Annotated in this window: 17 protein-coding genes; 10 read left to right on the forward strand and 7 right to left on the reverse strand. The window is 61.8% G+C overall.

Annotation, left to right across the window (positions count from 1 at the left end):
- Positions 1-4: 4 nt before the first annotated feature.
- The 5 genes from M5B44_RS15700 to M5B44_RS15720 all read left to right on the forward strand — a co-directional run bounded on the left by M5B44_RS15700 (position 5) and on the right by M5B44_RS15720 (position 5,100).
- The gene (locus tag M5B44_RS15700; RefSeq protein WP_248739793.1) at positions 5-523 is read left to right on the forward strand and encodes a GNAT family N-acetyltransferase; all 519 of its coding nucleotides are present in this window, start codon (positions 5-7) and stop codon (positions 521-523) included.
- A 100-nt stretch (positions 524-623) separates the two neighbouring features.
- Positions 624-1,802, forward strand: a complete 1,179-nt coding sequence (locus tag M5B44_RS15705) for an MFS transporter (RefSeq protein ID WP_248739794.1) — start codon at positions 624-626, stop codon at positions 1,800-1,802.
- A gap of 159 nt (positions 1,803-1,961) precedes the next feature.
- The gene (locus M5B44_RS15710; RefSeq protein ID WP_248739795.1) at positions 1,962-2,648 is read left to right on the forward strand and encodes an HPP family protein; all 687 of its coding nucleotides are present in this window, start codon (positions 1,962-1,964) and stop codon (positions 2,646-2,648) included.
- Positions 2,649-2,838: 190 nt separating this feature from the next.
- Entirely contained in the window at positions 2,839-3,945 is a 1,107-nt protein-coding gene (locus tag M5B44_RS15715; RefSeq protein ID WP_248739796.1) for an enoyl-CoA hydratase/isomerase family protein, read from the forward strand.
- A 3-nt stretch (positions 3,946-3,948) separates the two neighbouring features.
- Positions 3,949-5,100: an acyl-CoA dehydrogenase family protein gene (locus M5B44_RS15720; RefSeq protein WP_085709979.1), complete on the forward strand. Its 1,152-nt coding sequence runs from the start codon at positions 3,949-3,951 to the stop codon at positions 5,098-5,100.
- Positions 5,101-5,137: 37 nt separating this feature from the next.
- On the opposite strand, the gene M5B44_RS15725 is transcribed toward M5B44_RS15720, so the two are convergent.
- The 6 genes from M5B44_RS15725 to M5B44_RS15750 form a co-directional block, all read right to left on the reverse strand.
- Positions 5,138-5,911 (reverse strand): enoyl-CoA hydratase, encoded by a 774-nt coding sequence (locus M5B44_RS15725; protein ID WP_085709980.1) that lies wholly within the window; start codon positions 5,909-5,911, stop codon positions 5,138-5,140.
- Between the two features lie 14 nt (positions 5,912-5,925).
- Complete coding sequence (locus M5B44_RS15730) at positions 5,926-7,053, reverse strand: acyl-CoA dehydrogenase (protein WP_011334278.1); 1,128 nt, start codon at positions 7,051-7,053, stop codon at positions 5,926-5,928.
- A 20-nt stretch (positions 7,054-7,073) separates the two neighbouring features.
- Positions 7,074-8,264 (reverse strand): acetyl-CoA C-acyltransferase, encoded by a 1,191-nt coding sequence (locus M5B44_RS15735; RefSeq protein ID WP_248739797.1) that lies wholly within the window; start codon positions 8,262-8,264, stop codon positions 7,074-7,076.
- Between the two features lie 12 nt (positions 8,265-8,276).
- Entirely contained in the window at positions 8,277-9,038 is a 762-nt protein-coding gene (locus tag M5B44_RS15740) for an SDR family NAD(P)-dependent oxidoreductase (RefSeq protein ID WP_007918867.1), read from the reverse strand.
- Positions 9,039-9,053: 15 nt separating this feature from the next.
- Complete coding sequence (locus M5B44_RS15745) at positions 9,054-10,718, reverse strand: AMP-binding protein (protein ID WP_248739798.1); 1,665 nt, start codon at positions 10,716-10,718, stop codon at positions 9,054-9,056.
- Between the two features lie 141 nt (positions 10,719-10,859).
- Entirely contained in the window at positions 10,860-11,876 is a 1,017-nt protein-coding gene (locus M5B44_RS15750) for an AraC family transcriptional regulator (protein ID WP_248739799.1), read from the reverse strand.
- Positions 11,877-12,095: 219 nt separating this feature from the next.
- Here M5B44_RS15750 and efeU point away from each other — a divergent pair, with 219 nt between their 5' ends.
- From efeU to efeO (M5B44_RS15770), 4 genes are read left to right on the forward strand one after another with little or no spacing between them, the layout of a single operon-like run.
- Positions 12,096-12,944, forward strand: coding sequence for an iron uptake transporter permease EfeU (gene efeU / locus M5B44_RS15755; RefSeq protein WP_248739800.1), 849 nt, complete (start codon positions 12,096-12,098; stop codon positions 12,942-12,944).
- Positions 12,945-12,952: 8 nt separating this feature from the next.
- The gene (gene efeO, locus M5B44_RS15760; protein WP_248739801.1) at positions 12,953-14,152 is read left to right on the forward strand and encodes an iron uptake system protein EfeO; all 1,200 of its coding nucleotides are present in this window, start codon (positions 12,953-12,955) and stop codon (positions 14,150-14,152) included.
- A 17-nt stretch (positions 14,153-14,169) separates the two neighbouring features.
- Complete coding sequence (gene efeB / locus M5B44_RS15765) at positions 14,170-15,468, forward strand: iron uptake transporter deferrochelatase/peroxidase subunit (RefSeq protein ID WP_248739802.1); 1,299 nt, start codon at positions 14,170-14,172, stop codon at positions 15,466-15,468.
- A 21-nt stretch (positions 15,469-15,489) separates the two neighbouring features.
- On the forward strand, positions 15,490-16,314 hold the full coding sequence (efeO, locus tag M5B44_RS15770) for an iron uptake system protein EfeO (protein WP_134827035.1): 825 nt from the start codon (positions 15,490-15,492) through the stop codon (positions 16,312-16,314).
- 65 nt (positions 16,315-16,379) lie between these two features.
- Here efeO (M5B44_RS15770) and pssA read toward each other — a convergent pair whose 3' ends face one another.
- Complete coding sequence (gene pssA, locus M5B44_RS15775) at positions 16,380-17,723, reverse strand: CDP-diacylglycerol--serine O-phosphatidyltransferase (protein WP_248739803.1); 1,344 nt, start codon at positions 17,721-17,723, stop codon at positions 16,380-16,382.
- Positions 17,724-17,928: 205 nt separating this feature from the next.
- On the opposite strand from pssA, the gene M5B44_RS15780 reads away from it, so the two are divergent.
- Complete coding sequence (locus M5B44_RS15780) at positions 17,929-18,495, forward strand: TetR/AcrR family transcriptional regulator (RefSeq protein WP_096821489.1); 567 nt, start codon at positions 17,929-17,931, stop codon at positions 18,493-18,495.
- Positions 18,496-18,534 lie beyond the last annotated feature (39 nt).

An 18,534-nucleotide genomic window follows, 5' to 3' on the forward strand; every position in this document is an offset into this window, starting at 1 on the left:
CCGCATGACATTTCTCATTCGCCCCGCCCGGCCCGCAGACGCGGCCACCCTCCCCGCCATCGAACGTTCGGCCGCCGAGCTGTTCCGCCTCGACCCGACCCTGGCCTGGCTGGCCGACAGCGATGTACCCGACGCCGCGCAGCATTTGCAGGCCATCGAGCAAGGACATGTATGGATTGCAGAAAATACTGTCGGACAACTTGCCGGTTTTTTAAGGGCCGTTGAAATCGACAACCAGTTGCACGTTGAAGAGCTGTCCGTCAGCCAACACTTTCAGGGCCAGGGCATCGGTCGCAAGCTACTGTTGGGCGTGATTGAACACGCGCGACGGCAGCAACTTGAGGCCGTCACGCTGACCACTTTTCGCGACCTGCCGTGGAATGCGCCGTTCTATCAGCGGATGGGGTTTGTCGTGCTGAACGACGAAAATATAGGAACTCATCTTGCCGAGGCGTTGAGCGACGAAATTGCCCACGGCCTTCCCGGTGAACGTCGCTGCGCCATGCGCCTGACGCTTGCCTGATATCACGACCGTCTTGCGCACGCTTGACCGGTAACCGGCACGCGGTGAGGATGGCAACGCCGCTCGTATCCGAACCTGAAATAAGGACATTGATCTTTTCGTGGCCACTTACTCGCGCCTAATTCGCCGGCTGATGATCACCTCGTTGACCATCGTCATCAGCCGCGCCCTGATCAGCCCTCTGTTGACCCTGTTCCTGAGCAACAAACTGGGTCTCGACCCTCAGGATGTCGGGCTGTTGCTGGGCATCGCGGTGTTCAGCGCTACGCTGCTGTCACTCTATGGCGGCTACATCATCGACCGCCTCGACAAGCGTCGGTTGCTGATCCTGACCATGCTGTCGAGTGGCGTCGGCCTGATTCTGCTGACTTTTGCGCAAAACCTGTATCTGGTCACCTTGGTGCTGATCATCAGCGAAACCGCTTCGGCGCTATTTCTGATTGGCTCCAAGGCCATCCTCAGTGAGAACCTGCCCGTCGGCCAACGCGTGAAAGCGTTTTCGCTGAATTACACGCTGACCAATATCGGCTACGCCATCGGCCCGATGATCGGAGTAGTAATTGCCGGCATCCAGCCCACTGCACCATTTATCGTCGCGGGCGCGATTGCCTGCGGCAGCATGTTTCTGCTGCTCGGTGTCTCGCGGGAAGCCGATCCGCAATCGTCGGGCAAACAGCCGCAGAGTTTCCTGGACACCCTGAGAATCCTCAAGAACGACCGCACGATGGTCCTGTTCACTTTGGGCTGCCTGCTCAGCACACTGGTTCACGGGCGGTTCACGCTGTACCTGTCGCAGTATCTGTTGGTCACCCACACCCAGCAGCAGACGCTCGACACCATGGCCGCCTTGCTCGCCTGCAATGCGATTACCGTCATCCTGCTGCAATACCAGATCGGTCGTCTGCTCAAGCGTGAACATCTGCGACGCTGGATCGCCGGCGGCACAGCGTTGTTCATCGGCGGGCTGATCGGTTTCAGCATGGCTGACAGTCTCATCGGATGGTGCGTAGCCATGTTCATCTTCACTCTTGGCGAAATGATCATCTATCCGGCGGACTTCCTGTTCGTCGACACCCTCGCCCCGGAAGCCTTGCGCGGCAGCTACTATGGCGCGCAGAACCTGGCGGCTCTGGGCGGCGCCTTGAGCCCGGTGATGTGTGGTTTCCTGCTGATGCACACTCCGGCGCCGAGCATGTTCTATGCCTTGAGTGCACTGGCCGCGCTGGGTGGATACTTGTGCGTGGTCAGTGGCCGTCGTATCAAAACAGTTCAAAAATAATGCACTGAAAATGCATTTATATGAATTTGTCAGCATCGTGATTGCTTGGCACACTGTGCGCGTTCCTCCCCCAATAGTTGGAACGCTTCGAAGGACTTTCCGGGTTGACGGACAAGTCCTTTTTTTTGCCTCCGGTTTTCTTCAAAGGATCGCTTCTTCATGCTCGCTCGCTGGTTGCCCGCTGCCATCAACACCCGCCCCACCGAATGGAGCCGTGCCGCCATCGGCATGGCACTCGGCACGCTGTTCAGCGTGTGGGCCTGCAGTCAGGTGTTCGGCATCGAAGTGGCCTACCACCTGATCGGCCCGCTGGGTGCGTCGGCGGTGTTGCTGTTCGCCGTGTCCTCCGGCGCCCTCGCCCAGCCGTGGTCGATCATCGGCGGTTACCTGTGTGCGGGCGTCGTTGCGTTGCTGGTGGCTCATGTCCTTGGCCGAACATTGGGCAGTGCCTGTCTGGCGGCGGGCATGGCGCTGATCCTGATGTGCTGGCTGCGCTGCCTGCACCCGCCGGCCGGCGCGGTGGCCTTGACCATGGTGCTGGCGGATCCGACGACCATCGCGATGGACTGGAAAGCCCTGGAGCCAGTGATGCTCAGCGCCGCGTGCATGCTGCTGGCCGCTGTGGCCTACAACAACCTGACCCGCATCCGCTACCCGAAACGCCCCGCCGAACCTGCGCCGGCCGTGGCGCCGGTCGATTCCCAGGCCATCACCGCCGAGGATCTGAAATTGGCGCTGGCCGATATGGAGGCGTTTATCGACGTCACGCCGGAGGATCTGGAACAGTTGATTCACGCCAGTGAATTGCATGCCAAGCGCCGGAGCATTGGCCAGGTGTTCCGCTGAGTCCAGAGTCTGCCCCTGTCAGCGTTGTCGATTGAAAAGAAGCCGCGATCCCATGCATTCAGCCCAAGGCAAAAATGCAGACACCCCATGCACATATCCCCGTTGTACACGGCAAATTTGCACTGTTACGATCCGCTAACGCCCGCGCGCGGGCTTCTCGAATAAAGACAATAAAAGCAGGGAGTTAGTGATGACTGCTCAGGCTTCATCCCCGCGGACTTCGTCCATGGATGCCACGCAAAACGAAGTGCTGGCCGAGGTTCGCAATCACATCGGTCACCTCACCCTCAACCGCCCCGCCGGCCTCAATGCCCTGACCCTCGACATGGTGCGCCAGCTCCAGCAACACCTGGACGCCTGGGCGGCTGATGCCAATATCCACGCCGTCGTGCTGCGCGGTGCCGGCGAGAAAGCCTTCTGTGCCGGTGGCGACATTCGTTCCCTTTACGACAGTCATAAAAGCGGCGACACGCTGCACGAAGATTTCTTCGTCGAGGAATACGCCCTCGACCTGACGATCCACCATTACCGCAAACCGGTGCTGGCGCTGATGGACGGTTTCGTCCTCGGCGGCGGCATGGGCCTGGTGCAAGGCGCCGATCTGCGGGTGGTCACCGAAAAGAGCCGTCTGGCGATGCCGGAAGTGGCGATCGGGTATTTCCCGGATGTCGGCGGCAGTTATTTCCTGCCGCGCATTCCTGGCGAGCTGGGGATTTACCTGGGCGTCAGCGGCGTACAGATTCGTGCGGCGGATGCGCTGTATTGCGGCCTCGCCGACTGGTATCTGGACAGCAGCAAACTCGGCACCCTCGACGAACAGCTCGATCACCTGGAGTGGCACGACACGCCGCTGAAAGACCTGCAAAACCTGCTGGCCCGCCACGCCGTGCAAACCCTGCCGGATGCGCCGCTGGAAGCCCTGCGCCCGGCCATCGACCACTTCTTCGCCTTGCCTGACGTGCCGAGCATCGTCGAACAACTGCGCGCCGTCACCGTTGCCGACAGCCACGAATGGGCAACCACCACCGCGGACCTGCTGGAAACCCGCTCGCCGCTGGCCATGGGTGTGACCCTGGAGATGCTGCGTCGCGGTCGGCACCTGAGCCTGGAACATTGCTTCGCCCTCGAATTGCATCTGGATCGCCAGTGGTTCGAGCGCGGCGACCTGATCGAAGGCGTGCGCGCCCTGCTGATCGACAAAGACAAATCACCACGCTGGAACCCGCCGACCCTTGCCGCGCTGCACGCCGAGCATGTCGCGAGTTTCTTCCACGGTTTCGAAGAGAGCGGGAGCTGAGCCATGCACGATCTCGAATTGACTGAAGACCAGGTAATGATCCGCGACATGGCCCGGGACTTTGCCCGTGGCGAAATCGCGCCCCACGCCCAGGCCTGGGAAAAGGCCGGCTGGATCGATGACGGTCTGGTGGCGAAGATGGGCGAACTCGGCCTGCTGGGCATGGTGGTGCCGGAAGAATGGGGCGGCACTTACGTCGACTACGTGGCCTATGCGCTGGCGGTGGAAGAGATTTCCGCCGGTGACGGCGCCACCGGCGCCTTCATGAGCATTCACAACTCGGTGGGCTGCGGGCCGGTGCTCAACTACGGCAGCGAAGAACAGAAACAGACCTGGCTGGCGGATCTGGCCAGCGGTGCGGTGATCGGCTGCTTCTGCCTGACCGAACCCCAGGCTGGCTCCGAAGCGCACAACCTGCGCACCCGCGCCGAGCTGCGCGACGGGCAATGGGTGATCAACGGTGCCAAGCAATTTGTCAGCAACGGCAAGCGGGCGAAACTGGCGATTGTGTTTGCCGTCACCGATCCGGATCTGGGCAAGCGCGGTATCTCGGCGTTTCTGGTGCCGACCGATACGCCGGGTTTCATCGTCGACCGCACCGAACACAAGATGGGCATCCGCGCTTCCGACACCTGCGCCGTGACGCTGAACGATTGCCGTATTCCCGAGGCCAATCTGCTGGGTGAACGCGGCAAAGGCCTGGCCATTGCCCTGTCCAACCTTGAGGGCGGACGCATCGGCATTGCCGCGCAAGCACTGGGCATCGCCCGTGCAGCGTTTGAAGCGGCGCTGGGATACGCCCGCGATCGGGTGCAGTTCGGCAAGGCCATCGTCGAGCACCAGAGCATCGCTAATCTGCTGGCGGACATGCAGATGCAGATCAACGCGGCGCGGCTGATGATCCTGCACGCGGCGCGGTTGCGCACGGCGGGCAAACCCTGTCTGTCGGAGGCTTCGCAGGCCAAGCTGTTTGCATCGGAAATGGCTGAAAAGGTGTGCTCGTCAGCGATTCAGATTCATGGCGGGTATGGGTATCTGGAGGATTACCCGGTGGAGAAGTATTACCGGGATGCGCGGATTACCCAGATTTACGAGGGGTCCAGCGAGATTCAGCGGATGGTGATTGCTCGGGAGCTGAAGAACTACCAACTCTGATGAATCGCCCCCACGCAATGCGTGGGGGCGAACACCGTTACTTGCCCTGGAACTCCGGCGGCCGTTTGGCCACAAACGCCGCCATCCCTTCCTTCTGATCCTGCGTCGCAAACGCCGCATGGAACACCCGGCGCTCGAAGCGCACACCTTCAGTCAGGTTCACTTCAAAGGCGCGGTTGACGCTTTCCTTGACCATCATCGCAATCGGCAGCGACTTGCTGGCAATCACCGCCGCGACTTTCAGCGCTTCATCCAGCAACTCGTCGCTTGGCACGATGCGAGCGACGATGCCGCAACGCTCGGCTTCCACCGCGTCGATCAAACGCCCGCTCAGGCACATTTCCATGGCCTTGGCCTTGCCCACGGCGCGGGTCAGGCGCTGGGTGCCGCCCATGCCCGGCAGCACGCCGAGGTTGATTTCCGGCTGGCCGAATTTGGCGTTATCGCCGGCCAGGATGAAGTCGCACATCAGCGCCAGTTCACAGCCGCCACCGAGGGCAAAACCGTTGACCGCTGCGATGATCGGCTTGCGCCGGTTGGCCACGCGGTCGCTGTCGCTGAACAGGTCGTCCATGTAGATCTGCGGGTAGGTCAGCTCGGCCATTTCCTTGATATCGGCGCCGGCAGCGAAGGCTTTCTTCGAACCGGTGATGACGATGCAACCAATGTTCGCGTCGGCTTCCAGACCATCAAGGGCGCGGTTCACTTCGCTGACCAGTTGCGCGTTGAGGGCATTCAGCGCCTGCGGGCGGTTCAGGGTGATGACGCCGACGCGGCCATGGGTTTCCAGCAAAATCGTTTCGTAACTCATGTGCAGATTCCTTCTCAAAGATTGCGCGAAATGACCATGCGCTGAATGTCGCTGGTGCCTTCGTAGATCTGGCAGACCCGCACGTCGCGATAGATGCGCTCCAGCGGGAAGTCGTTGAGGTAACCGTAACCGCCGAGGGTTTGCAAGGCCATGGAGCAGACCTTCTCGGCCATTTCCGAGGCGAACAGCTTGGCCATCGACGCCTCGACCAGCGCCGGCTGACCGCTGTCACGCAGGGCGGCGGCGTAATGCACCATTTGCCGCGCCACGGCGATCTGGGTGGCCATGTCCGCCAAGCGGAACGCCACAGCCTGATGCTCGATGATCGGCTTACCGAAGGTGTCACGCTCGCGGGCGTAATCACGGGCCGCTTCGAATGCGGCGCGGGCCATGCCCACCGATTGCGAAGCGATGCCGACACGACCGCCTTCGAGATTGGCCAGGGCGATCTTGTAGCCCTCGCCCTCCTCGCCCAAACGGTTGGCCACCGGCACTTTGACGTCTTCGAACAAAATCTGGCAGGTGTCCGAGGCGTGCTGGCCGAGTTTGTCTTCGACGCGAGCGACTTTGTAGCCCGGCGAGTCGGTCGGCACGATGAAGGCGCTGATCCCGCGCTTGCCGGCACTCGGGTCGGTGACCGCAAACACAATCACGATCCCGGCGTTCTGCCCGGAGGTAATGAACTGTTTGCAACCGTTGAGCACGTAATGATCGCCTTCCAGCCGTGCGCGGGTTTTCAGGCTGCTGGCGTCGGAACCGGCCTGAGGTTCGGTCAACGCGAAGGCACCGAGCATCTCGCCGCTGGCCAGCGGTTTGAGAAAACGTTCGCGCTGGTCGTCGTTGCCGAACTTGAGGATCGGCACGCAACCCACCGAGTTGTGCACGCTCATGATCGTCGAGCAGGCGCCGTCGCCGGCGGCTATTTCTTCGAGGGCCATGGCGTAGGCCAGGTAACCGGTGTCGCAACCGCCCCACTGCTCCGGCACCAGCATGCCGAAGAAGCCCAGCCCGGCCATTTCGCCGATGGCTTCTTTCGGGAAGCGGTGTTCGCGATCCCACTCGGCGGCGAACGGTTTGAGCCGTTCCTCGGCAAACTGCCGGGCCATGTCGCGGATTTGTTGCTGGTCGTCATTGGGAATCATGGCAAATCCTTAACTCGGGTTCAGACGCACTCGACGGCCATCGCCGTGGCTTCGCCGCCGCCGATGCAGATCGCCGCGACGCCGCGTTTCAGGCCTTTCTGGCGCAGGGCCGAGAGCAAGGTCACCAGAATCCGCGCACCGGAGGCCCCGATCGGGTGACCGAGTGCACAAGCGCCGCCGTGGATGTTCAGCTTGTCGTGTGGGATTTCCAGATGGGTCATCGCCGCCATGCCGACCACGGCAAACGCTTCGTTGACCTCGAACAGATCGACCTGATCCAGCGACCAGCCGGTTTTCTTCATCAGCTTCTTGATCGCGCCAATCGGTGCCACCGGGAACAGGCCCGGGGTGTCGGCGAACGCTGCGTGGCCGTGAATCACCGCCAGCGGTTTCAGCCCCTGTTTCTGCGCTTGCGACTGACGCATCAGCACCAGTGCGGCGGCGCCGTCGGAGATCGAGCTGGAGTTGGCTGCGGTCACGGTGCCGCCCTCGCGGAACGCCGGTTTCAGCGAAGCAATCTTGTCCAGTTTGGCTTTTGGCGGCTGCTCGTCGTTGCTGATCACCACTTGTTCCTTGCCGACGGTCACGGTCAGCGGAACGATTTCGTCCTTGAAGCTGCCGTCCTTGATCGCCTGCTGGGCACGGGTGGTCGAGGCGATGGCGAAAGCGTCCTGAGCTTCGCGGCTGAAGTCGTTGGTTTCGGCGCAATCCTCGGCGAAGGTGCCCATCAGGCGACCCTTGTCGTAGGCGTCTTCGAGACCGTCGAGGAACATCGAGTCCAGCACCCGGCCGTGGCCCATGCGGTAACCGGCACGGGCGCGATCCAGCAGGTATGGCGAATTAGACATGCTTTCCATGCCGCCGGCGATCACTACGTCGGCGCTGCCGGCCAGCAACATGTCGTGGGCCAGAATCGTAGTTTCCATACCCGAGCCGCACATCTTGTTGACCGTGGTGCAACGGGTGGACTTATCCAGCCCGGCGCCCAGTGCAGCCTGACGCGCAGGCGCCTGGCCGAGACCGGCCGGCAGTACGCAGCCGAACAGCACTTCATCGACCGCATCAGCGGCGACACCGGAACGTTCAACCGCAGCTTTGATCGCGGCAGCGCCGAGTTGTGGCGCGGTCAGGCTTTTCAGTTCGCCCTGAAAACCGCCCATCGGGGTGCGGACGGCGCTGACGATGACAATCGGATCGTTGGAGATGGTCATGGGAAATCCTCCTTACTTGGCGGCCATGCGCAAGGCGCCGTCGAGACGGATCACCTCGCCGTTGAGCATGCTGTTTTCAATGATATGCCGCACCAGCGCGGCGTACTCGGCAGGCTTGCCCAGGCGCGGCGGGAACGGTACGCCGGCGGCCAGCGAATCGCGCACTTCCGGGGTCATGCCGGCCATCATCGGGGTTTCAAAAATGCCCGGAGCAATGGTCATCACGCGGATGCCGAAGCGCGCCAGTTCACGGGCGGCAGGCAGGGTCAGGCTGGCGATGGCGCCTTTGGACGCGGAATACGCGGCCTGACCGATCTGGCCGTCGAAAGCAGCCACGGACGCGGTATTGATGATCACGCCGCGTTCGCCGTCGGCGTTGGCTTCGCTTTCGGCAATCGCCGCCGCTGCCAGACGCAGCATGTTGAAGCTGCCGATCAGGTTGACGTTGATCACCTGGGCGAAGCTGGACAAGGCGTGCGGGCCGTTCTTGCCGAGGATCTTCTCGCCGCGAACGATGCCGGCGCAGTTCACCAGACCATTCAGGCTGCCAAAGGCTTTGACGGTCGCCTGTACAGCGGCTTCGGCGGCGGCTTCGTTGCTGATGTCGGCGACCACGCTCTGCGCACCGAGGCGCTGAGCCTGAGCGGCAACGGCCTCGGCGTTCATGTCCACCAGCATCACTTTGGCGCCGGCGCTCACCAGCAACTCAGCGGTGGCGGCACCCAGGCCGGATGCGCCGCCGGTGACGATAAAAACCTTGTTCTCGATCTGCATGACTGACTTCCTGATTCAAGCTGAAACGTTGTGCACCGCGGCCTCTTGAGCCTTGGCGATTTCCTGGTTGCGCAAGATAAAGCGCTGCAATTTGCCGCTCGGGGTTTTCGGCAACTCGCTGACAAATTCGATTTCACGGGGGTACGAATGCGCGGCCAGACGCTTGCGCACGTGTTGACGCAACTCTTCGGCCAGCGCGGGTTCCGCGCGGTATTGCGGGTTGAGCACGACGAAGGCTTTCACCAGTTCGGTGCGCTCCGGATCGGGCTTGCCGACCACCGCCGCTTCGACCACCGCCGGGTGCTCGATCAGTGCGCTTTCCACGTCGAACGGGCCGACCCGGTAGCCTGAAGTGGTGATCACGTCATCACTGCGGCCGACGAAGCTGATACTGCCGTCCGGGTTCCACTCCACGGTGTCGCCACTCAGGTAGTAATCGCCGACAAAGGCCTTGGTCGGTGCACCTTCGTAACCGGCGAACCAGCACATCGGCGACTGTGTGCGGTCGATGGCAAGAATCCCGGGCTGACCGATGCCAAGTTCGTTGTACTGGTCGTCGAGCACCACGATGCGATGGCCCGGCGAAGCAAACCCGGCAGCGCCGAGGTGGATCGGGTGTTCGAGGCCGTGGTGGTTACATAGCACCATGCCCAATTCGGTCTGGCCGTAGTGATCGTGAATGACCACGCCGAGGTTGTCGGCGAACCAGCGGATCACTTCCGGGTTCAGCGGCTCGCCGGCGCTGCTGACGATGCGCAGCTTGCCCTTGATCGACCTGGCGAATTCATCGCCGCCAGCAATCAGCAGGCGATAGGCCGTGGGCGAACCGGTGAGGTTGGTGATCCCGTATTTGTTGATCACCCGGCAGGTGCTTTCAAGGGTGAACGGGCCATCGTAGAACGTGATCGGGTGGCCCATGGACAAAGGGCCGGTCACGCCGAAATAGATGCCATAGGCCCAGCCCGGATCGGCGACGTTCCAGAACGCATCTTCCGGGCGCAGATCCACGGCATCGCGGGTGTAGCTCTGGAACGCGACGACTGCCTTGAGCGGCACCGACAGTGCTTTCGACGGGCCGGTGGTGCCCGAGGTGAACATCAGCAGGAACGGGTCTTCGCCGGTCAGCATCACCGGTTCGCAGATACTGGAATGATTGGGCAGCTCGGCCCAGAAACTGAAATCGCCACGGACGATGCCCTGGCCTTTCGGGCCGCCGACGGTGACCAGTGTCGGGCATTCGGCAACTTCGCTGAGTTTCGGCCGGTTGACGGCGTCGGTGACCACGACTTTCGCACCGGAGCTGTTCAGGCGATGTTCGAGGGCTTTGGGGCCGAATGCGGTGAACAGCGGTTGATACACCGCGCCGATGCGCCAGGTGGCGAACACGGTGATCAGTAATTCGATATTGCGCGGCAACAGGCCGGCGACCTTGTCGCCCTTCTGCACGCCTTGGGCGAGCAGGAAATTGGCGAAACGCGCGGCTTTGTCCTGCAGGTCGCTGAAGGTGTAAGTCGCACTGGCGCCATCGCGACCTTCCCAGAACAGCGCGATGCGCCCCGGCAAGGCGTGACGGTCACAACATTCGACGCAGGCGTTGAGCGCCTCGAGCGAGCCGCTGAGTGCGGCGTCCACGGTGTGCTGATAATTGAACTGTTCGGTGGCAGACAAGTAATCGCGCATTGCCAGAATCCCTCTGTGTTTTTATTAGGTCGGGGAACCGTAAACATCAGAGGAATACTCGCGCCGCACGCCGGTTGCGGCAATGGCCAAAGCCTTCAAAGTGGATGACTGGTTTGGCCAAGGTTTGCGTCGATTCGAGGATCAGACCGCTTCGTTGAGAATCAGGCTGCGGTAGTGCCCCGGATTGGTCCCGGACCACTTGCGAAACGCCTTGTAGAACGAGCTCGCATCGGCAAATCCCAGGCGTGTGGCGATGTCGACAAAACTGATCGAAGGCTCCGCCAGCCAGGTGATCGCCAGCTCCTTGCGCACGCTGTCCTTCAAACCTTGATAAGTCTGCCCTTCTTCGGCCAGACGCCGACGCAGGGTCGAGGCCGACATGCACAACTGTTGGGCCAGGGCTTCGGTTTCCGGCCACTGTTCGGCGGGCAACTGCCGCAGATCCTGCTTGATCCGGCTGGCGAGGCTTTCCGGGTCGCGGTACTTCACCAGAATGTTGGCCGGGGCATGGGCGAGGAAGCGCTTCAACTCCTCGGCACTGCGCTTGATCGGCAGATCCAGCACGTCGGCGGCGAAAATCATCCGTGTGCGCGGCCGGTCGAAGCGCAGGTTTTCCGAGAACATCACCCGGTAGTCATCACAGAACTCCGGCGCCGGGCAGCGCAGCTCGATGGCCAGGATCGGAATCCGCCGCCCCGCCAGCCAGCACGCCACGCCATGGACAATCATCCAGTAAGTGAAATAGGTGAAGGCACGGCGCGGTTCAGGCTCGTCCTCCAGCAGCACGATCTCCGCCAGACTTTGCTGGTGCACCAGTTGCGCCGGCAAGCGTTCAAACATCAGCGACAGAAAATTCAAACCAGTGCTCAACCCGGCCGCCAGATTCGGCTGGGCCATCGCGCTGCGGCAGAGGAACTCGAGGCTGCCGGATTTCAGCTTGCGCGGGTCCATGCCAAAGAACTCGTCATCACCCCGCCGCGCCAGCAATCGCCATAACCGCGCGTACTGGCTGGCCGGGACGCGGGCGTCGTCGGTGGCCAGCAGCGCCGGATCGACGCCGACCTTGTTCAAGACTTCTGCCGTGGCCACGCCCGGGGCACAACTTTGCTGCAGTGCTTCACGCACCAGTTGAATGGCGATGGTGTCTTTTTCCGACATGGATCGAGGCAAATCCTGTTGTTGTTCGAGTGGCTGGCATCTTAACGCAGCAGCCCGGACACGGCTCGCTTCATCCGGAATGGCCGTGACGCATTTGAGAATGGTTGATCTTCAAGCCTGTTCAGCTACCGTTCAGGTAAATGTCAATGACTGACATGTGAGAATGACTTTCATTATGTTACAACTTGTAACCTCATTTCGTTACACAGTGGATGCCGAATGCTCGTTCCCTTTCTGATCATGCTGCGTGAAGGCATTGAAGCCGCGCTGATCGTTGGCATTATCGCCAGCTACCTGCAACAGACCGGTCGTGGCCAGTGGATGCCGGCGGTGTGGATCGGCGTGTTTCTCGCCGCTGCGCTGGCCTTGCTGGTGGGCGGTGGCCTGGAGCTGGTCAGCGCCGAATTCCCGCAGAAACAACAGGAACTGTTCGAAGGCGTGGTCGGCCTCGTCGCCGTGGGCATTCTCAGCTCCATGGTGTTCTGGATGCGCAAGGTGGCGCGTTCGATCAAGCATTCGCTGCAGGCCTCCCTCGACCATGCGCTGACCGCGTCGAAGCATCAGGTTATCGCGCTGATCGCCATGGTGTTTTTCGCCGTCGCCCGAGAAGGCCTGGAAACGGTGTTCTTCCTGCTCGCCGTGTTCCAGCAGAGCGAAGGTCCGGGCGCGCCGATCGGCGCCCTGCTCGGCCTGATCCTGGCCATCGTCGTCGGCTTCCTGATCTACAGCGGCAGCATGCGCCTGAATCTCTCGGCGTTCTTCCGCTGGACCGGGCTGTTCATCCTCGTGGTCGCCGCCGGCATCCTCTCCAACTCGGTGCAGGCGCTGCATGAAGCCGGTGTCTGGAATCACCTGCAAACCGTGCTCTTTGACTTCAGCGCGACGTTGCCGATGGACGGCCCGCTGGGCTCGGTGCTGGCCGGCATGTTCGGTTATCAGGATGCGCCGACCGTCAGCACCCTCGGCGCATACCTGATCTATCTGGTGGTGGCGCTGGTGATGTTCTTCTATCCGGCTCCCGCCCCGGCGCCCAAAGCCGCCGCTTCGAATTCCGCTTCCAGTCAATAAGGGCCTCCATGTCAAAGCCTAATACTCCCCAGGCCTCCCCTCCCCGTGCCTTGCGCTGGGCGGTGGCCGGTTCGGTGGTCGTGATGATCGCCGCCGGCGGCCTGTTCTACTACGCCTCGAAAATGGCTGCGGCCAAACGTCAGCACAATCACGACGAAGTGGTGGTCAACATCCACCCCGGCAGTTGCGAGCCCAACGAGCTGAGCGTGCCGGCCGGCCGCGCCAGTTTCCGCATCGTCAACCGCTCCGACCGGGCGGTGGAATGGGAAATCCTCGACGGCGTGCTGGTGATCGAAGAGCGCGAAAACATCGCACCGGGCCTGAGCCAGGTGATCAACGCCAACCTGCAACCCGGCGACTACGCCATCACCTGTGGCCTGCTGAGCAATCCGCGCGGCGTGCTGCATGTGACGCCGACCGCAGCCTCCGATGCCGCCGCCAAGGCCAAGCCGTCGATGGTCGCTTTCGTCGGGCCGCTGTCGGAGTTCCGGGTTTATCTGGCCACCCAGGGCAGCGCGCTGATCAGAGCCGTCACGGCGCTGAATCAGGCGATCACCAGCGGTGATCTGGCCCAGGCGCAAGCGGCGTACCTGCCGGCCCGCGCGGCGTATCAGCGTCTGGCCCCGGCGGCACAACGTCTGGCCGAGCTGGACAACAGCATCAACGCCCGCGCCGATTACTTCGAGAAACGCGAGCAGGATCCGGCCTTCGTCGGCTTCCATCGCATCGAGTACGCGCTGTTCCAGCAACGCAACCTCGACGGTCTGTCGCCGATTGCCGAGCGCCTGCTGGGCGACGTCAACACGCTGAAACAACAGTTGCTGGCCCAATCGCTGCCGCCGGAGCAACTGGTGGAAATCCTCGTGCGCAACCTCAACACCCTGGCCGACGTGCGCGCCGCCAGCGGCGAAGAGGAACGCTACAGCCACGGCGATCTCAACGGCTTCGCAGCGAACCTGGAGACGGCGCACAAAGTCGTCGAACTGCTGCGACCCCTGCTGACGAAATCCGCCGCCGACCTGCTGCCGAAAATCGACAGCGCGCTGACTGACTTCGACAACACCCTGAACGGCTTCAAGGTCAAGGACGGCTACGCGAGTTACGACACCGTCAGCGGTGAACAACGCAAACAGATCGCCGACAAGGCCAAGACCCTGGCCGACGCTCTCGACGGCATCGATCCCGCCCTCGGCCTCTCCGGCCTGTAAGTAGAAGACGAATACCGATGAACGATTCCGAACACTTCAACCTGCAACGCCGTCGCGTACTGATGGGCATGGGCGCCGCCGGCGTCGCACTGGCCGGCACCGCCCTGAGCTGCCCGGCAATGGCCGCCTCCCCTGCGCAAGTCACCGAAGCGCCGAGCAGCGACAAGACCCAGGATCACCACGATTTTCACGGCGTGCACCAGACCGGCATCGTCACCCCGCGTCCGGCGTCCGGCATGCTGGTGTCATTCGATGTGCTGGCCAGCGACCGCGAAGACCTCGAACGCCTGTTCCGTACCCTCAACGAGCGCATCGCGTTCCTGATGAAGGGCGGCCCGGTAGCGCAGATCGACCCGAAGCTGCCACCGCCGGATTCCGGCATCCTCGGCCCGGTGGTCACCCCGGACAACCTGACCATCACGGTGTCCGTGGGCGAGTCGCTGTTCGACGAGCGTTTCGGCCTCGCCGCCGCCAAACCCAAGCGCCTGATCCGCATGGTCGGTTTCCCCAACGATGCGCTGGAAGCCGATTGCTGCCACGGCGACCTGAGCCTGCAGTTCTGCTCCAACACCGCCGACACCAACATCCACGCCCTGCGCGACATCGTGAAAAACCTGCCGGACCTGCTGCTGGTGCGCTGGAAACAGGAAGGCAGCGTACCGCCGCAAGCCCCGGCCAAACCCGGTGTACCGGCGCAATCGGCGCGTAACTTCCTGGGTTTCCGCGACGGTTCGGCGAACCCGGATTCCAACGACGGCAAGGCCATGGATCGCATCGTCTGGGTGCAACCGGGCAGCGACGAACCGGCCTGGGCGGCCCACGGCAGTTATCAGGCGGTGCGGATTATCCGCAACTTCGTCGAACGCTGGGACCGCACGCCGTTGCAGGAACAGGAAAGCATCATCGGCCGGGTGAAAACCACCGGCGCGCCGATGGGCGCCAGCCATGAGACCGAAGTCCCGGACTACAGCAAGGACCCGGAAGGCAAGCTGACCAAGCTCGACGCGCACATCCGCCTGGCCAACCCGCGCACCGCCGCGAGTCAGGCCAACCTGATCCTGCGCCGCCCCTTCAACTATTCCAACGGTGTGAACAAGAACGGCCAACTCGACATGGGCCTGCTGTTCATCTGCTACCAGGCCGATCTGGAAAAAGGCTTCATCACCGTGCAGACCCGCCTCAATGGCGAGCCGCTGGAGGAATACCTCAAGCCGGTCGGCGGCGGTTACTTCTTCACCCTGCCGGGTGTTACGGGCGACAAGGATTTCATCGGTCGCTCGCTGCTCAACGCTACCCAACCAAAAACAACTGCATAGCATTCAACAGGAGCCGCCCCCATGAAAAAGACGCCCATCGCGTTATTGCTGACCCTCGGTCTACTCAACACCCCGCTGTCGGCGTTCGCGGCGACCGCGCCGCTGGATCTGGTCGGGCCGGTTTCGGACTACAAGATCTACGTCACCGAGCAACTGGACCAGTTGGGCACCCACACCAGGCAATTCACCGACGCCGTGAAAAAGGGCGACCTGGCCACCGCGCAGAAGCTCTATGCACCGACCCGCGTCTACTACGAGTCGATCGAGCCGATTGCCGAGCTGTTCAGTGACCTCGATGCATCCATCGACTCCCGCGTCGACGACCACGAAAAAGGCGTGAAGGCTGAAGACTTCACCGGTTTCCACCGCCTCGAGTACTCGCTGTTCTCGGAGAAGAGCACCCAGGGCCTGAACGATCTGGCCGACAAACTGGATAAAGACGTGCAGGACCTGCAAACCCGCGTCGCCGGCCTGACCTTCCCGCCTGAAAAAGTCGTCGGTGGTGCCGCCGCCCTGCTGGAAGAAGTCGCCGCCACCAAGATCTCCGGTGAGGAAGACCGTTACAGCCACACCGACCTCTATGACTTCCAGGGCAACATCGACGGCGCGAAGAAAATCGTCGACCTGTTCCGTCCGCAGATCGAGAAGCAGGACAAGGCGTTCGTGGCCAAAGTCGACAAGAACTTCGCCACCGTGGACAAGATCCTGGCCAAGTACAAGACCAAGGATGGTGGTTTCGAGACCTATGACAAAGTGAAGGACAACGACCGCAAGGCGCTGGTGGGCCCGGTCAATACCCTGGCGGAAGACCTGTCGACCTTGCGTGGCAAGCTCGGTCTGAACTGAGTTCCGCGCATAAAAAATCCCCCGGACGCGTTCTGCGCGTTCGGGGGATTTTTTGTTTTCCGGCGTTACAGAATCCGGTACAGCAACCGCTCGACCCGCACCCGGCTCACGCGCTTGAGGAACTTGGCCACCCCGGCCGGGTAGTCCGGCAAGGCTTCCAGATCCTGGAATCGCTCGATCCGCGTGGTGTGTTCGAAGATGTTTTCCAGCTCCAGACGGCGCGGCTCCAGCCACTCGCCTTTCGGGTCATCGATCAGCAGCGCGTTTTCCAGATCGAGCCGGAACGCCCGCGGGTTGAGGTTGTTGCCGGTCAGCAGCGTGTAGCGCTGATCGATCCACATGCCCTTGAGGTGATAGCTGTTGTCGCCCTCACGCCACAGATGCAGGTTCAACTGGCCGCTGTCGATGTTGCGCTGATGACGCTTGGCGAAACGGCGCAGGCTGATCTCGTACAGATACGGTAGCGCGGCGATCACCTTGAACGGCTCGCTCGGCGGAATGTAGAAGTCGTTGGCGGTCTTGTCGCCGACCACGATGTCGATCTTCACGCCACGGGCCAGCGCCCGGTTGATCTCGCGGATCACCCCCAGCGGCAGGTTGAAGTACGGCGTGCAGATGGTCAGTTGCTTCTGGGCGCTGGCGATCAGCTCCAGAATCACCCGGTTCAGCGGGTTGTTCTTGCCCACGCCGAGCAACGGGCTGACCGACAGGCCGGTATGCGCCGTGCTGCCGGCGCTGGTGTCGTACGCCGCGTACTTGAGACGGCTGCGCAGATCGCCGATGTCGTTGCGCAGGCTGCGGGTAGTCGGCAGGTGCGGCAGGTCGAGGCGATGCACCGCTTTCGATTCGATCAGGCCGTGCTTGACCAGATGGTGCATCGAGTCCGCCAGATCACGGCTCTGCAACACGTGATAACGGTCGAAGCGGTACTTGTCGAACTTGTGCAAGTAGACGTTGTTCAGGCTGGCGCCGCTGTAGACCACGCAATCGTCGATCACGAAGCCCTTCAGATGCAGCACGCCGAACAGCTCGCGGGTCTGCACCGGCACGCCGTAGACCGGCACCACGCTCTGGTGGGTGCGGGTCATTTCCTGATACCAGGCGGCGTTGCCCGGTTGCTTGCCGGCGCCGATCAAGCCGCGCTGGGCGCGCAGCCAGTCGACGACCACAACGATCTCAAGCTCCGGGCGCTTGAGCTTGGCGGCGTGCAAGGCATCGAGGATTTCCTGACCGGCTTCATCGTTTTGCAGATAGAGCGCGACGAGGTAGATGCGCTGGGTCGCCTGGGCGATTTTCTCCAGCAGGCAACGACGGAACTCGGCGGCGCCGGACAGAATGGTCACGGCCTCGGCGGTCAGCGGAAAGCTGCGCAACTTGGGCAGCAGAGAGCGTTTGAAAAGCAACGGCATAGGGCTCGCAATGGGTCGAATCCGAAGAACCCGAGAGCTTACACCATCAACTCCTTCGGGTCTTGTGAGTGTCTGTAATAACTTCGTCGCCAGCAGCCTGATTCCCACGTGAATCACATTTCCAATGTGGGAGTGAGCCTGCTCGCGAAAGCCAATTCAAAATCAGCGCTTGACCAAGGAGAACGATCGTTCTACTGTTCGCCACATGAACGAAATCACCAGCAACGACACGACCCGCGACATCATTCTGGATGTCACCGAAAAGTTGATCTACAAAAGTGGCATTGCGGCCACCGGCATGGATCTTCTGGTGAAAACCGCCGGTGTCTCCAGAAAGAGTATCTACCGCTACTTCGCCAACAAGGAGGAGCTGACCGTCGCCGCCCTGCAGCGCCGCGACGTGCGCTGGATGCACTGGTACAGAAGCGCCGTCGATCAGGCCGAAACCCCGGCCGATCGCCTGCTCAACCTGTTTACCGTGCTCAAGGGCTGGTTCGCCTCGGAAGGCTTCCGGGGCTGCGCCTTCATCAATACCAGTGGCGAAACCGGCGATCCGCAGGATCCGGTGCGCCTGGTCGCCAAAGACCACAAACAGAAGCTGCTCGACTACGTGTGCGAGCTGTGTACCGAACATGGTGCCGAGGACCCGCAACTGCTGGCCAAACAGTTGCTGATCCTGATTGACGGCGCCATTACCGTAGCGCTTGTGATGGGTGATCACAGTGCCGCCGATAATGCGCAATGCATGGCGCGAAAGTTATTGGACCTGTAAAGCCTCAATAAGCGAAAAGTTGTTAAATCGTTAATTTGA

This window comes from Pseudomonas sp. MWU12-2029, assembly GCF_023242425.1.
GTDB lineage: Bacteria > Pseudomonadota > Gammaproteobacteria > Pseudomonadales > Pseudomonadaceae > Aquipseudomonas > Aquipseudomonas kribbensis.

Excerpts from the sequence above, each read along its gene's own strand:
- efeU (WP_248739800.1), top strand. The coding sequence starts at position 12,096 with ATGCTCGTTCCCTTTCTGATCATGCTGCGTGAAGGCATTGAAGCCGCG.
- pssA (WP_248739803.1), bottom strand. The coding sequence starts at position 17,723 with ATGCCGTTGCTTTTCAAACGCTCTCTGCTGCCCAAGTTGCGCAGCTTT.
- M5B44_RS15740 (WP_007918867.1), bottom strand. The coding sequence starts at position 9,038 with ATGCAGATCGAGAACAAGGTTTTTATCGTCACCGGCGGCGCATCCGGC.
- M5B44_RS15700 (WP_248739793.1), top strand. The coding sequence starts at position 5 with ATGACATTTCTCATTCGCCCCGCCCGGCCCGCAGACGCGGCCACCCTC.
- efeB (WP_248739802.1), top strand. The coding sequence starts at position 14,170 with ATGAACGATTCCGAACACTTCAACCTGCAACGCCGTCGCGTACTGATG.
- M5B44_RS15745 (WP_248739798.1), bottom strand. The coding sequence starts at position 10,718 with ATGCGCGATTACTTGTCTGCCACCGAACAGTTCAATTATCAGCACACC.
- M5B44_RS15735 (WP_248739797.1), bottom strand. The coding sequence starts at position 8,264 with ATGACCATCTCCAACGATCCGATTGTCATCGTCAGCGCCGTCCGCACC.
- M5B44_RS15780 (WP_096821489.1), top strand. The coding sequence starts at position 17,929 with ATGAACGAAATCACCAGCAACGACACGACCCGCGACATCATTCTGGAT.
- efeO (WP_248739801.1), top strand. The coding sequence starts at position 12,953 with ATGTCAAAGCCTAATACTCCCCAGGCCTCCCCTCCCCGTGCCTTGCGC.
- M5B44_RS15720 (WP_085709979.1), top strand. The coding sequence starts at position 3,949 with ATGCACGATCTCGAATTGACTGAAGACCAGGTAATGATCCGCGACATG.
- M5B44_RS15715 (WP_248739796.1), top strand. The coding sequence starts at position 2,839 with ATGACTGCTCAGGCTTCATCCCCGCGGACTTCGTCCATGGATGCCACG.
- M5B44_RS15730 (WP_011334278.1), bottom strand. The coding sequence starts at position 7,053 with ATGATTCCCAATGACGACCAGCAACAAATCCGCGACATGGCCCGGCAG.
- M5B44_RS15725 (WP_085709980.1), bottom strand. The coding sequence starts at position 5,911 with ATGAGTTACGAAACGATTTTGCTGGAAACCCATGGCCGCGTCGGCGTC.
- M5B44_RS15710 (WP_248739795.1), top strand. The coding sequence starts at position 1,962 with ATGCTCGCTCGCTGGTTGCCCGCTGCCATCAACACCCGCCCCACCGAA.
- M5B44_RS15750 (WP_248739799.1), bottom strand. The coding sequence starts at position 11,876 with ATGTCGGAAAAAGACACCATCGCCATTCAACTGGTGCGTGAAGCACTG.
- efeO (WP_134827035.1), top strand. The coding sequence starts at position 15,490 with ATGAAAAAGACGCCCATCGCGTTATTGCTGACCCTCGGTCTACTCAAC.